This is a genomic window from Mesorhizobium sp. M0011 (assembly GCF_040324155.1).
Lineage (GTDB): Bacteria > Pseudomonadota > Alphaproteobacteria > Rhizobiales > Rhizobiaceae > Mesorhizobium.
Genome location: NZ_JAMYVQ010000024.1, coordinates 19,633 through 33,005 on the forward strand (window position 1 = coordinate 19,633; position 13,373 = coordinate 33,005).

Consider the following 13,373-nt stretch of genomic DNA (forward strand, 5'->3'; position numbering starts at 1 on the left):
CATGTGCACACTTGCCCTTATCGGCACCGCCCTTTCTGTTGGCGGCGCGCTGGTCGAAGGCCAGCAGTCGAAGCAGATGGCCGACTATCAGGCCAAGGCCTACGGGCAGCAAGCGCAGGCCGAGGCGCAGAGTTCCGCCTTCGAGCAGAGCCAGGAGCGCCATAAGCAGGATCTCCTGCTGGGCCAGGCGCGTGCGCAGGCCGGCGCCTCGGGCGTCGGCATATCAGGCTCGCCGGCCGAGGTGCTGGCCGCCAATGCCAGGCAGGGCCAGCTTGATCTCGACGCGATCCAGTACGGCTCGAAACTGCGCCAGAACAGTCTCAATACGCAAGCCGCGCTCTCGCGCTTCTCCGGCAAGCAGGCGGTCACGGCCTCGATCTTCAAGGCCGGCAGCAATCTCGTATCGGGTCTCTCCGGCCTCTACGACCCGACCAAGGCCGTGACCTTCGGCAAGGGCGCCTTCCCACCGCCGCCGGGCGGCTCGTCCACCGGAGGCCTCTACTGATGGCCACCATTCCGCTCCACATAGCGCAGCGCCGGCTCGATGCCGGCAATGCGGTGCCGTACCCCGGGGGATCGCCGATTGGCGGCGCCATGCAGGGTCTTGGCGACCAGTTCTCGGCTATCGCCGAGCGCTACCAGCAGATGAAGGACCAGCAGGACGCGTTCGACGCCGAACTGGCGCGGCGGCGGTTCACCAGCCGGATCGGGCAAGCCGAAGACGAGGTGGCGGCCAACGCCCCGGCTGACGGCGCCGGCCTGCATGAGGCCATGTACGGCCAGGTCAATCCGCGCGACGGCCGGGTGGTCAAAACAGGCCTGTTCGACAGGCTGTTCGGCGATGCCTTGCCTGATATGCCCGAAAGCCAGCGTGCTGGTTTCGCCAGGCAGAAGGAGACGATGCGCGCGATTGGCGCACGGCGCATGGCGCAGCGGCAGCTCCAGCGCCGTGACGAGTATGAGTTGGCCGAGTGGACCAAGGTCGACACCATGTCCACGGGTTCCATCGCACAGGGCGACCCGAACGACGCCGAGACATTCGAGGCGATCCGGCAGAGCGGCTTCGACCTGATCGCCAAGATCGGCAACTCGATCATTCGGCAAACAGCCGAGGCCACCTGGCGCACCAACACGGCCAAGGCGCTGGTCCAGGCAATGATTGCCCAGGATCCGAAGCGGGCGGCTGAGATGCTGGGTGCGGGGCGGGCTGGCAGCCGGATCAAAGATGATACGGCCGAGGCGGTTGGTGGCCCACAGGCAAATACCACAAGTTTTGTGGCGCCAAGAGACGATCGCCTTGGCGAGCCGACGCCATATGAGCGAGCGGTGCAGGTTGTCCGGGACGACATCCCGCCTGAAGACAGGCCAGCGTTGGCCCAGAAAGCGCGGACCGCTGAGATCGCACGGCAGGTCGAAACACGAACCAACATCGGCCTCGCCGAACAGAATGCGCCAAGCTCCATCAGGGAAACTGGAACCTATTCCGGCCCCGTGCAGACTCCGGAGCAGTTCATCGCTCTCTACGGCGCCACCGAAGGCGTCAGGCGCTTCCAAGCCTTCAGCCAAGCAATGGATGTCAGTCGGCAATTCTACAGCATGCGTGGCATGTCGAATGAGGCCGTTTTGGCCAGAGTCAAAGAGTCCTCGCCCAAGGCCGATAGTGCTACGCCGGAAGCGGACAGCGCGCGTCATGAAGTAATAGCCACGGCCGCCGACCTCACGCTCAAAGAGAGGCAGGGCGATCCGGGTGGCTATGTACGTAAGACGTTCGCGAATCTCGATGCGGCTTGGAACAATCTTTCGACGCCGGAAGACTATCAGGCAGCCATCATCGGCTCGATCGCCGCTCAGCAGCAACTGGGCTTCGAGAAGATTCAACCGCTGCCCAATTCCGTGGCGGGAGGCGTCGTCGACGGACTCAAAAACGGAACAAACCCGCAAGATCCCGCCCTAAACAACCTCTTTGCTGCACTGCCTACCGAAGCTGCCCAAAAGGCAATGCTAGACCACCTAATTCGGACAAGTGCAGCGCAGACAGAGAGAAGCCTAGCTGATCGAACACGTCGCGATTGGATAGTCGACCCCGAAATGCTGCTCGATCTGCGCCAAGCAGCCGAGTTGGGTCTGCGGGACTCGCATGTAGAAGTCACGAATTACATTCCTACGCCCCAAGATAAGCTTGGCTACCTTATCGCCGGCGATAGTAAGCCAAGCAGCGTGCGGCGTAAACTGGCGCGGATGCTGGTTGGCTCCGAGGGAGCCGGCGAGCAGGGCATCTCGCTGCTCGGCATTGCGCCCATGGTCGCGGCCGATAAGGCTGTTGCGTCCGCGATGTCTGGCAACGTCGGCGACACCATTCTCAATGTCTTAGGAACGCTCCCCACCGAGAAATTGGTATCCGTCGGCCTGCAACAAGCCGGCAAGATTGCGGGGCCTTTGGTTAAGGAACTCTCGCAGGTCTTGAGGCGGTCCGACGACCTAGCGGAGGGGGCCGAGGCGCTTGTTCGCAGAAGCAGCGGCAAGCTCGCCGACTCGACGGAGGACGCTCTTTCTGAAGGAGCGGATCTTTACAAAGGCGTAGACGACTTACCTACACCCGGGTCCGAACCGCTGACAGAAGAAGCAGGCGACGGCGCTAGTCGAGGGCCGACCGGTCAATTCTATAGTGTGGTGTTCGAGACAGAGATAGATTCTGCATTATATCCGAACGTTTCGCGCCCACGCCATTTCCAGGCGGCCAACGAAGCCCTGCTGGTGCTAATGGAAAGAGAGCCGGATTTCGCGAAAGCTCTGCAAGATGCGGGAATTAACCTCCAGCGGACAAAGAGGGGGCTCGTTCCCCGAAGAGCGCCCCCCGGCTACACTTGGCACCACGACACAAAAGCCGGTGTGATGCAACTTGTCCCTAGATCGCAGCATGATCCTGGGACTATCTTTCAGAAAGCATTGCACCCGAATCGTCGAGGAGGATTTTCTTTATGGGGAAAATAATCAAGTTGTTGGATATTGTTGGACGGTTGTCGGACTTTGACGAGGATGACACGATTTATGTGGCGGAGCCTTGGACTGAAGATTCCAATGCAATGGTTGCGACCGCACCCGACGATAGCACGGTGCCTCCGAAGGCGGCAGCCAAAGCGGGGCTTACATATTTCATCGAGATATTCATTGCGATTGAATTTACCGAGGCCTGGGTAGCTTCACTGAAGGAAAAGCCCAGCCTGTCGGCTATCTGCCAAAGACTCATCGAATACGCCACCAATGATGCGTGAGGGGAAACATGGCGACTAACCCACGTTACGATGGACAGCCGCTGCTTAGGCTGCTGGAGCTTTATGTGCTCTGGGCCATTGGAGAACTTTCTCAAGAGTCGGAGGGTGGCTTGAAAAAGATGGCCCCCAAACTGCAATCTATCTATGGCGGCGACGGACAATGGCATGATGCAGTTGCCCAAGCCATGCACATGCCCGAGGGAATGCCGGCAGCAATCCGGGATATGTGGGCAAAGAATCTCGAAATCGCCCGTGTCAATAATGTAACGCTTACGCCCCAGCAATTTGCCAAGATGTTCGTGGACAACAACTTCGCAGGTTGAACGCTGTTTTCTGATTGGAATTGCGGTGCTGGCTGGCGTTCTACGGCGCCCCCCTCGTCCTGCCCGACATCTCCCCGGAGGGGGATTACGGTGACGATGCACTTTTATGAATTCTATCGATACGGATCGGAGTGAAATCTAGACAAAGAAAATAGTGCAAGAGCACGACTCGCCAAATGTAGGCAGCCCCGAAGCAAGAGCCTGGGCGCGAAATTATCTAAAAGATCGATAGTGCGTGCGAAAAGCGCGGCAACTGGGTTGCTGACCGAGGCGAAAAGGCTGATGCCGACCTTGTGCTGCAGTTACGGTGACAGCGCACTTTTATCGGTCCCACCCATGTGACGGGGGTTAACCTCCCGACGCGCCCACGCCCCAAAATCAGACCCTTTTCACAGCCTCGCTTGCGCGGGGCTTTTTTCATGGAGCAAGCCTTATGGCCCGACCTGCAACCGCCGCCGTTCGCCTGTTGACCGGCGAGCGCGAACCCGTGCGCCTGGCAACGACGGCGAACCTGGAGACGATCGTCATCGACGGCGTTGCTTGGATCCAGGGCCTCAAAATGGTTGACGGCGTCCAGACAGCGACCGGCGACCGGGTGCTGGTCAAGGATCAGGCGGACGCCAGGCTGAACGGCATCTATACGGCCTCGGAAGGCTACTGGTACCGCGCCGCCGATGCGCGCACGGGGCGCACCATGCAGAAGGGAACGACGGTGCATGTCCAGGAGGGCACGGCTTCGGCCGCTTTCGTCTATGCCTTCCAGACAGTGAGCCCCGTGATCGGTGCCGACGACATTGTGCTGTCGTTTTACCAGTCCGACGACACCGTCGGCGATATCCAGGCAGCCGCGCAAGGCATCATCGACCGGGCCCAGGCCGCGGCGGACGTGGCGACGGGCGCCATGACGACGGTGCTCGATCCGCAATTCGCTACGCTCGCAGCCGCCCAGGCGTTTTCCCCGCCGATCGCCCCGACATACATCCGCACAGCCTTCTACGACAGTCACCAGGTAGCAGGCAGCGGCGCGATTTATCAGAAGAACGGAACGAGTGCCGGGGATCTGGTGATCATGCTGGCCGACCATGCGACGATTGTTGGCTATTCGCTGTCGGGCACTCCCACGGCGACCCAAAAAGGAGCGCGCAAAGACAACGTCAATGACGACGGCCCGGCGGTCCAGGCTGCTTACAATCTGGCGATCGGGGGCGTCGACCTTCCTGCTGGGACCTATAGGATGGTTCCCGGTCCTGTCTCACCCTTCACGCTCGCCGGACAACCCACAAATAACATCTATCGGGCAGTTGCGCTGACGGTGGACAATGTGGCGATCACCGGGCGCGAGGCGGTGCTTCACGGCGTGAGCCGCCCTGGCGTCAGCGCAAATGATGTTCAGCCGGTGTTCTCGACCGATATGAATATGGCGGTTGGAACGCGGAAGAACATCACCTTTGACGGCGTTACCTTCGATAGCGTCAACGATGCCGATGCAATTAACAGCAACCAGCGGCTTGCCTACGTGGTAGGCGTCGATGGGTTGCGATACCTGGATACAATCGGCCGTTCCAGCGGGGGGCGGCGCGGCTACTATTCCCACATTCAAAACTGCAAAAACGTCCAGATCAATGGGCATTTTCACCAAAAAATGACAGGTGGCTTCAATGTCCGCTACGTCGATAGCCTTGTGATTACGAACTTCATTTTTGATGATTTCTCAGAGGCGATCGATCTCGACGGGACAAGCAAGCGCGTCGTCATCCGAAATGGCGTTTTCAAGTCGACGTCTCGTCTGAACCAGTGCATTGACGTCAACGATCAGGTTGATGCCTCGATTGGCGACTTCTCTGTCTTCAATGTTGGCAATATCGCCACGATAAACTACAAAACCACGACACCGGAGATTTTCGCCGATTACGTCGCCGGAAACCCGGTCAGAAACTACCAACTTTCCAAGCGCATCCTTATCAGCAATATTTCCGGTTCAGCGGTCGGCACGACGGCCGCTCCCGTTTTCTACATCGGCTGGGATTGGGCGGCTGGCGGCCACCCAGGCGCTGGTCCAGTGCAGGACATCACGCTTGAAAACATCACGCTCGATGACCACAGTTATTTTTGGATACGCGAAGGCATCAACGTCAAGCTCAAGGACATTACATCCTACCGTGCGATTTGCGGGTTCAACCATGCTCTCACCTGTTTTTCAGCGGTGGGGAATGGCGATCAAATCGGGTGGTCAGACCTCGACATAGATATCGATGGCCTGCGCATTGAGGCCTCCGACAAAGGTGGCATTAGCATTCAGTCGGCGTCTCGTGTGAAAGTGCGACGCCTGGTGACGCGCGGCAACAACACGGCTGGTGGCACTCAAACTGATCTGACCATTACAAATCTCGGCGAGCTGGCCGCGCCTCAGTTGATGATTGTGACATCGAAGGCGATGTGATCTTGAACGGAGACAGCACTGCCATCCCTGCTTGGGCTCCCGACACTATCTACAAGCGCAACGCTCTTGTGACAAACGGCGGCAACGTCTACCGCGCCACAGCCGAAGGTCGGTCGGCGGGCAGTGGCGGGCCGGCCGGAACGGCGCTGTCGGTGACGGACGACGGCTCAGCTTCAATTGCCGCGTGGGCGGTATCGACTGCCTATGCGGTCGACAATGTGGTCTCGCACGGTGGTGCCTTCTTTATCTGCGTAGGGGCGGGCATCTCGGCGGCGGCAGGAGGACCTGCGGGGACCGATAATCGCATTTTCGACGGAACGATCATCTGGCGCCCCATACAGGGCGCGGTGAAATGGCAGTATCAGCTTTACCCCTATGCGATCATGTGGGGGAAAAACAACAAGGTCCGTGGAACTGTGACGGTGCAGGGTGATGCGCAGAAATACATCTTCGCCGAAAGTATTGCGGCGCAACTTGACGATTACGCCGCGACTGGCACGATAAACAAGAGCGTGTTTGTTGCCCGCCGTCGCGGTCGCATCGTTCGCGCCAGCTACCAAACTACAGCCGACGTCGCAGCCGACGCAGTCAACTACCGCAACTTGATCGTTCGCCGCTTTCGCGGCGGGATCTCCACAAACGTTTCCACTATTGATACCACAGCAGTCGGGCTGACAGCCTTTGTCACGCGCGACGGTGGAGTAGCCAGCAACTCCGCTGGCGCTGATCTCGAGCCCGGCGACGTTGTCATAGTAAATTCAAACTCCGCCGGCGCCGGGCGGGTGCTTGCCGGTGTCGCTGTTACTATCGATTTCATGGAGTTTTGACTGGCCCCTGCGTCGCATCGATACAGGATCCGCGCACCTACTGCGCGAGCGTCCGAGCTGCATTTATATGCCAGGGGCGATCCTATGATTGCACTTTGAAGTGGGGGACGACCACAAATACAGACAATAGAAAGCGCTCGGGCCGCCAGCACCACAAGGGACCGCTACAGTTCGCGCACCATCTGCGGCTCCTCATCGATGCGGAGTCGTCCCCAGGTTCTCTTTCGATTGTGAATTTCTCATGATTCGGCGCCGTGCGCGCATCGCCATGACAAGTCTCGAAGGCGCCGCCGCGCAGTCAGCTAGCGGCTATGCCGCCGGCCTTACCCCTCTCAGCCTCGCTTTCGCGAGGCTTTTCCATGGAGCAAGCCAGCATGGCCCGATCTTCAGCCGCCGCCGTTCGCCTTCTGACCGGCGAGCGCGAACCCGTTCGTCTGGCGACGACCGCCAGCATTGCGTTTTTCGGCCTTCAGACCATCGACGGGGTGGCGACGGAGGTGGGCGACCGCGTGCTGGTCAAGGACCAGGCCGACCAGACGCAAAACGGTATCTATACGGTAAGCGAAGGCCGATGGTTCCGCGCCGCCGATGCCCGCACCGGGCGCACCATGCAGAAGGGAACGACGGTGCATGTCCAGCAGGGCAACGCCTCGGCCGATTTCGTCTTTGCCTTCCAGACGCTGAACCCTGTGATCGGAACCGATGACATTGTGCTGTCGTTCTACCAGTCCGACGACACCGTCGGGGATATCCAGGCAGCCGCGCAAGGCATCATCGACCAGGCACAGGCCGCTGCGGACGTAGCGACGGGCGCCATGACAACCTTGCTCGATCCGCAATTCGCGACCAAGGCGACGGCGGAGGCCTATTCGCCGCCGATAGCACCCACATACATCCGCACCGCCTTCTACGACAGCTCTCAGGTGGCAGGCAGCGGCGCTGTGTACCGCAAGAATGGAACGAATGCCGGGGATTTGGTGATCACGCTGAGCGATGGCATGATGAAGACGGGCTGTACTCTCGCCTCAACCCCGGTGACGGCATCAATGCTCGGGGCGCGTGGTGGCGGTGCGAATGCCACGGCTGCAATAGGTGCACTGCTCGCGGGCAGCTATCCGCATGTGCTGATTGACGGCTCCTACCAGACCGACGGCAACCACACGATCTCGACAGCGAAGAAGCGCGTCGAATGCCTGGGCGGCTCTGCCCTGATCCTGCGCGCGCCAGTCGGTACCGTTACCGGCCACCATCCCGTCATCGATATCGCCGCCGATGACGTCCTGATAGACGGGGGCCTCACGATCGATGGTGGATCACATGCCGGCTACCAGGCTTCTATCGGTATTCGCGTCGGCCTCTCCACTGGTGCACGCCGGAAGCGGCCGACAATTCGTGGCGTGAAAGTCCGCAATCTTGGCCTTGCCGGCGTGATGGCGCTCTGTGTCGACAGCCCGACGATTGAGGACATTGACGGCTATAACATCGTCACGCCAACCGGCGGCGAGTTTGGCGACACGGTTTACGTGGCCGGCGTCCGTAAGCCGATCGTGCGCAACATCCGGTCGGCGAAGTGCAAACGCGACGGCGTCGTGTTGACCTATACGGGGAATCTAAACACCACCGACGTGTTGGTCGACGGGGTTTTCGCAGATGCACATCTCGACAGCCCCTCCGCCGGTGTCTGGGTGGAGATGACCGGTGCGCGAGATCCACGAGGGATCATAACCAACGTGGTGGCGAATGACTGTCTGGTTGGCATAGCCGCGACTGACGCCAACAGCGAGATCGTCATTTCGAATGTCAAGGCAATCGGCAACCGGCTCTCCGGTAGTTCTGCCGGTAACGTCTTCGGCGTTCAGATTCAGTCGGGCCGGCTCGATAACTGGTACGTCGATCGCTACAACACCGCTCTGCAATTGGAGCCAAACGGCGAATATCAGTTCGCCCTCAGCTCGCAAGTTGGATCGTTTGCGACTGGCGAAACGGTCAGCGGCGGCACCTCTGGCTCGACCGGAACCCTGCGGTTCCAACATTTTGAAATCGTCATCACCGGTTCAACCGTCGACTATGAACTCGGTGAGACGGTGACTGGCGGTTCATCCGGCGCGACGGGCATCTTGGTCGACTTCTTTGCCAACGTGCTGAGGGTCTTGCCGGTAAGCGGGACATTTCAGGCCGCTGAAACAATCACTGGAGGCATCTCTGCGGTTGCCAAAACGGCAAACAGCGCGACCCGGCGCATCTATGTGCGCGGTTCGGCCGGCATCTTTCCAGCTGGCGAGACAATCAGGGGCGGAACGTCAGGTGCCACAGCTGTAATCGCCGCGCCCTACCAGACGCCTCTTGCGATCGGCCCGGGCACGTTGATGAACTGCTCGACCGACGCCATTGTCGTTGCGAACGTCGTGACACCGGCGAGCCTTAGCCTTTCTAGCATCAGGGGAAACACCCAGTCGCATGGTATCCGGTTCAACCTTTCCGTGGGCCAGCGGCTGCGCAAAGCCAGTCTCAGGGACATCGCCCTGAAGAACTCTACCGCCATTGGCGTTGCCTTTCGGGTGACCACCGGCGGCGCGATAGACGAAATGCTGGTCGATGGTTTCGACATGTCGGAATGGGTTGGCGATGGCACCGGCAGTTCCATCACGGCCGGCACCGTGACTAGGTTTATTGGCGGCAACAATCCCGGTCTGCAGGGGACGTCGAGTGTGCCGATCAATCTGACCGTCAACACGACGCTGTCTGGGCTTCACAACCGGGCACTCTGCCACAACAACGGCGCCGGCGCGACGTGGACACATACGCTGCCGCCTGCCGTGCCTGGCCTTCGGATCGGCTTTGCCGGAGTACACGCAACCCATGTCATGAACATCAAGCCCAACGGGACGGATACGATCAAGGGCGGCGGTGCAGGAAAATATCTCATTCTCGATCCCGGCGAGCGCGTAACACTGGAGGCCTATACGGTAGGACTGTGGGTTGTCAGTTCGGCTATCGGCTGGTTAGGGGATTTCGAAGCCTAGGATGAATTCGCAACTTTGCGTAAGGGTACTGCGTCATGCCTAAGTTGATCGTTGCGAGGATGACGAAAACTAGAGGATACGTCAGCTTCAATTTTGTGGCCAACAACACAACCGACAGGCCAATGCCCAAGAGCGGCAAGCTCGACAAATACATGGCAATCCCTACAACTGCCCATAAGCCGTATCGGAGCAGAAAGTCGAGGCCAACGCCGAGATAGCCAAATGTGAAGAACATCGGTATCTGACTTTCGCTTAGGCCAAACAGCGTTATCCGCTGGTAGGAAAATGCCCACTCCATCATCTGATCGTGCTGCGTGCCCTCGATATAGAGTTGCGATCTTGTTTCAAGAGTCAGCAACGCCCAATATATGATGATTGAAAGCAGCGCTATACCGACGGCGGCCACAAGAAGTCTCCATCTTCGAGCAGCAAAAAATTGGTGGAGCCCAACAACTCCGCAGAACATTGCGACGAACATCATGCCGCCAAGCGACATCGTCGCGATCGCTGAAAGAATGCCTAAAATTGATACCTTGGAGAGCTTGCGCGAAAGGGCGTACTCGCCAGCAAGCAGGCTTGCGATCATAGTCGAATGGGTGCCTGGTTCATTCGACAAGCCTGCAAAGCGCGGCACTCTGCCGACAGCAAGCTCAAGTCCTTTCTTACTCATGACCGTCTGGTCACCAAGGCCAAGACTTGCAAGCGGGTCAAAATAAGTTCGGAACGCCGCGAAATAGAAAATCTGGAACAGGACCATAAGCGCGTGCGCAGCGATCGCCCATCGCAAACCAACCAACAAAGGGCGACTATCTTTGGCAAAGCAAGCTGGAACGAGGATGAGAGCCAAGCTGCTGCCAATAGTGCCTAGGACTGCTTTGGTGCCGCCCCCTTCGGTGAAAGTTCCGCACATCCCGACTAGTAGGAAAGCAACGATCCAAAAAGCACTCGCCTTGACCGGCGCACTTAATAGAGGGATCAGCATGAGAAGCCCGAGGTAGCAAAAGGCGGCCACCCCGAATTGAGACAGGTAGACACTTTGCAGACTCATTGCGATGACGGCAGCGGCGGCGTAAATTGTCTTAAGTTTGTCAGCAAAAGTTGACTGCCTATCGATTGTAATACTTTTTGTTTTTGTGTAATAGTGCGACATCGTGCTAGCAGGACTTGTAGACAGGGATCGTCCCGCAAAGGAATCCGGATTCTGTCAACGCCGTTGCTAAGTCAAGCGCCCCGTCAATCTTGCATTGCGCTACGATAAATCTACCCAAGGTTGCCACCGTCTTCCCATCGCATGGGGTGCCGCCGCCAACAGGCTTACATTTCACATAGGCATTTTCATAAGAAAGCCTAACGCTATGGGCTACTTTTTCCGCAGACGTCGTACCTGATGGCCTAACTCCACAGAGAACAATGGAAGTGCCATCCACCTCGAACGAATTAGCGGTGAGCACGGTCAGTCGACCTTTGATGTCCTTTATTTCTGCCAGCTTCGGCACGGCTTTGGGAACCTTGGGAGTGGCGAATGCTAGGACGCCGATAGTCATGACCGCTCCAAGTCCGACGGCAATGGCAATGAAAGCAATTGGTCTCACGGCTGTCTCACCTCGAATCGGCTATCACTGCGCCTTTATAAACGCGATTGTTCCCCCAGTTCGGCCAAACTCTGTAAATCCACGCCTGGTTATGTTCCGCTCCAACTCCAGCGCTTCGGCAGGGCCGGTCAATTTGGGGTGGAACTCGATGATGAGTTTTTCAAATAACTCAAAATGGTTTGGCGGAATGCTCGTTTCAGCGCCTTCGATATCCATGATCAAGACGGTTGGTCTAAACGGCAGGTCTGAAACGATTGTCGGGATTGAGAGCATAGGTATTGTGAGTCGTTCGGCTTCGTTGTCTCGACGCAACGCGCTGGATGACCAGAAATTTCGGCTGATACCGAAGCTGATAGAACCGTCGGCCGGACCTACAGCGACGGTCCTAAGAACGGGCAAGCTTATCCCATTGAGGCGAAAGTTCTCGCGGATGGATGCCTCTAGGCGAGGGTTTGCTTCGACCATGCAGTAATCATCGATGCCGATGTCGATCATGCAGTTCAACGCCATGAAGCCGATCGCGCTGCCGGCCTCCAGAACCTTGTCGTGGTGGCTCAAAAAGCGCGAAGCCAGAGCCGCATCTTGATCCTCGTAACCTCTGGCCATCACGTACCGCATGCGGCGGGAGACGCCATCCAAAGACAGGGCGATGTTCCGGACTGTTACCGTTCTTCTGCCGGCGGTAAGAATTTCAAAGCCAATATCGCGCACGTTCCGTATAGCTTCCAAGATCATCTCGGTTCCTTACGAGCTGGAATCAGCAGCCGAAAGTAAACGCGCCGGCCCAACTTCTGGCAAGGTGCATGACTCATATCCACGGCTTGCCCGGTTCATGGTTTTCTCCGACTGCGGACTTCCTGATCATCGCATCACTCTGCAGCGCCCTGCGTTTTTCCCGCCTCGCATTTCCTCGACCGTGAAGTTCCTCCACGGTCTCCCCGACCATAGTTCAATCATCAAAGGAAACACCATGGACCGCAACTTCGCTCGGGCGCTTGCGCTTGTTCTCAAATCGGAAGGCGGGTGGTCGGACAATCCGGCTGACCCCGGCGGCGCCACCATGAAGGGCATGACGCTTGCCAGCTTCCGCCGCTATGTGAAGGCCGACGCGACGAAGGCGGATCTGCGTGCGATCAGCGACGCGCAGGTCGCCACCGTTTATCGCCGCTTCTACTGGGACGCTGTGCTCGGCGCCGAATTGCCCGATGGCGTCGACCATGCGGTGTTCGATTTCGCCGTCAACAGCGGGCCTGGCCGGGCGGCCAAATATTTGCAGGCGGCCGTCGGCGTTGCGCAGGACGGGCGGATCGGACCGGTCACCGTCGCGGCGGCCAAGGCAAAGCCGGCCGGCGTCACCATCGATGCGCTTTGCGATGCGCGGCTGGCGTTCCTCAAGCGGTTGCCGACATGGGCAACATTCGGGCGCGGCTGGTCCGATCGTGTCAGGTCGGTGCGGGTTCAGGCCCTGCTGATGTCGGCGCAGGGCCCCGCGGCACCGGTGGCCGCGCCGGCGTCGCCCAGGTTTGAGACATCGGCTGATGTGATGCCGGCGACCCAGCCCGTGCAGCCGGCATCCGGCGGCAAGACGGCTGCCGCGGCCGGCATCCTCGTTCTCATGGCCGGAGCGCTCGCGGCCTTCCGGCATCGGGTCGCCGATTTTTTCGGGGGCCTGTTTCAATGACATGGTTCAACACCAATGCGCTGCACAATCTCCTCAACACGCTGATCGCCATCATCTGCGGCGGCGCGCTCGCCGGCTTCGACTGGACGCTGCTCGGGGTGAGCGACCGCACCGCGCTTCAGATCAGCGGCGCCATTGCCCTTGCCAAGATCATCATCAACGCGGTGCGTGACGGGCCGCGCGGCATGGTCGCGCCGCCGGCCAAGGAGACATGA

At 59.0% G+C, this 13,373-nt stretch carries 12 protein-coding genes; 9 read left to right on the forward strand and 3 right to left on the reverse strand.

Going from position 1 to position 13,373, the window contains the following annotated elements:
- Window position 1: 1 nt before the first annotated feature.
- From NKK51_RS23410 to NKK51_RS23440, 7 genes are all read left to right on the forward strand, one after another.
- The gene (locus NKK51_RS23410; protein ID WP_031213873.1) at window positions 2–505 is read left to right on the forward strand and encodes a hypothetical protein; all 504 of its coding nucleotides are present in this window, start codon (window positions 2–4) and stop codon (window positions 503–505) included.
- Window positions 505–2,991, forward strand: coding sequence for an HNH endonuclease (locus tag NKK51_RS23415; RefSeq protein WP_352554731.1), 2,487 nt, complete (start codon window positions 505–507; stop codon window positions 2,989–2,991). Before NKK51_RS23410 ends, NKK51_RS23415 begins: the two co-directional genes overlap by 1 nt.
- Window positions 2,979–3,272, forward strand: coding sequence for a hypothetical protein (locus NKK51_RS23420; RefSeq protein WP_023814084.1), 294 nt, complete (start codon window positions 2,979–2,981; stop codon window positions 3,270–3,272). Before NKK51_RS23415 ends, NKK51_RS23420 begins: the two co-directional genes overlap by 13 nt.
- 8 nt (window positions 3,273–3,280) lie before the next feature.
- Window positions 3,281–3,595, forward strand: a complete 315-nt coding sequence (locus tag NKK51_RS23425; RefSeq protein ID WP_352554732.1) for a hypothetical protein — start codon at window positions 3,281–3,283, stop codon at window positions 3,593–3,595.
- Between the two features lie 433 nt (window positions 3,596–4,028).
- Window positions 4,029–6,035, forward strand: coding sequence for a hypothetical protein (locus NKK51_RS23430; RefSeq protein ID WP_352554733.1), 2,007 nt, complete (start codon window positions 4,029–4,031; stop codon window positions 6,033–6,035).
- A 2-nt stretch (window positions 6,036–6,037) separates the two neighbouring features.
- Window positions 6,038–6,862 carry a hypothetical protein gene (locus NKK51_RS23435; RefSeq protein ID WP_352554734.1) on the forward strand — a complete coding sequence of 275 codons (825 nt, stop codon included), beginning with the start codon at window positions 6,038–6,040 and terminating at the stop codon, window positions 6,860–6,862.
- A 359-nt stretch (window positions 6,863–7,221) separates the two neighbouring features.
- Entirely contained in the window at window positions 7,222–9,885 is a 2,664-nt protein-coding gene (locus tag NKK51_RS23440) for a right-handed parallel beta-helix repeat-containing protein (protein ID WP_352554735.1), read from the forward strand.
- Here NKK51_RS23440 and NKK51_RS23445 read toward each other — a convergent pair.
- The 3 genes from NKK51_RS23445 to NKK51_RS23455 all read right to left on the reverse strand — a co-directional run bounded on the left by NKK51_RS23445 (window position 9,854) and on the right by NKK51_RS23455 (window position 12,212).
- Window positions 9,854–11,035 (reverse strand): hypothetical protein, encoded by a 1,182-nt coding sequence (locus NKK51_RS23445; protein ID WP_352554736.1) that lies wholly within the window; start codon window positions 11,033–11,035, stop codon window positions 9,854–9,856. The two genes, NKK51_RS23440 and NKK51_RS23445, sit on opposite strands and share 32 nt — an antisense overlap.
- 4 nt (window positions 11,036–11,039) lie before the next feature.
- Window positions 11,040–11,429 carry a hypothetical protein gene (locus NKK51_RS23450; RefSeq protein WP_128304619.1) on the reverse strand — a complete coding sequence of 130 codons (390 nt, stop codon included), beginning with the start codon at window positions 11,427–11,429 and terminating at the stop codon, window positions 11,040–11,042.
- Window positions 11,430–11,501: 72 nt separating this feature from the next.
- Window positions 11,502–12,212, reverse strand: coding sequence for an FkbM family methyltransferase (locus tag NKK51_RS23455; protein ID WP_164892974.1), 711 nt, complete (start codon window positions 12,210–12,212; stop codon window positions 11,502–11,504).
- 235 nt (window positions 12,213–12,447) lie between these two features.
- Here NKK51_RS23455 and NKK51_RS23460 point away from each other — a divergent pair, with 235 nt between their 5' ends.
- Window positions 12,448–13,158 carry a glycoside hydrolase family 108 protein gene (locus tag NKK51_RS23460; protein WP_352554737.1) on the forward strand — a complete coding sequence of 237 codons (711 nt, stop codon included), beginning with the start codon at window positions 12,448–12,450 and terminating at the stop codon, window positions 13,156–13,158.
- Window positions 13,155–13,373, forward strand: coding sequence for a hypothetical protein (locus NKK51_RS23465; protein ID WP_224699536.1), 219 nt, complete (start codon window positions 13,155–13,157; stop codon window positions 13,371–13,373). The genes NKK51_RS23460 and NKK51_RS23465 overlap by 4 nt, the downstream gene beginning before the upstream one ends.

Coding starts and splice junctions, on each gene's coding strand:
- NKK51_RS23410 (WP_031213873.1), top strand. CDS start 2: ATGTGCACACTTGCCCTTATCGGCACCGCCCTTTCTGTTGGCGGCGCG.
- NKK51_RS23415 (WP_352554731.1), top strand. CDS start 505: ATGGCCACCATTCCGCTCCACATAGCGCAGCGCCGGCTCGATGCCGGC.
- NKK51_RS23420 (WP_023814084.1), top strand. CDS start 2,979: ATGGGGAAAATAATCAAGTTGTTGGATATTGTTGGACGGTTGTCGGAC.
- NKK51_RS23425 (WP_352554732.1), top strand. CDS start 3,281: ATGGCGACTAACCCACGTTACGATGGACAGCCGCTGCTTAGGCTGCTG.
- NKK51_RS23430 (WP_352554733.1), top strand. CDS start 4,029: ATGGCCCGACCTGCAACCGCCGCCGTTCGCCTGTTGACCGGCGAGCGC.
- NKK51_RS23440 (WP_352554735.1), top strand. CDS start 7,222: ATGGAGCAAGCCAGCATGGCCCGATCTTCAGCCGCCGCCGTTCGCCTT.
- NKK51_RS23445 (WP_352554736.1), bottom strand. CDS start 11,035: ATGTCGCACTATTACACAAAAACAAAAAGTATTACAATCGATAGGCAG.
- NKK51_RS23450 (WP_128304619.1), bottom strand. CDS start 11,429: ATGACTATCGGCGTCCTAGCATTCGCCACTCCCAAGGTTCCCAAAGCC.
- NKK51_RS23455 (WP_164892974.1), bottom strand. CDS start 12,212: ATGATCTTGGAAGCTATACGGAACGTGCGCGATATTGGCTTTGAAATT.
- NKK51_RS23460 (WP_352554737.1), top strand. CDS start 12,448: ATGGACCGCAACTTCGCTCGGGCGCTTGCGCTTGTTCTCAAATCGGAA.
- NKK51_RS23465 (WP_224699536.1), top strand. CDS start 13,155: ATGACATGGTTCAACACCAATGCGCTGCACAATCTCCTCAACACGCTG.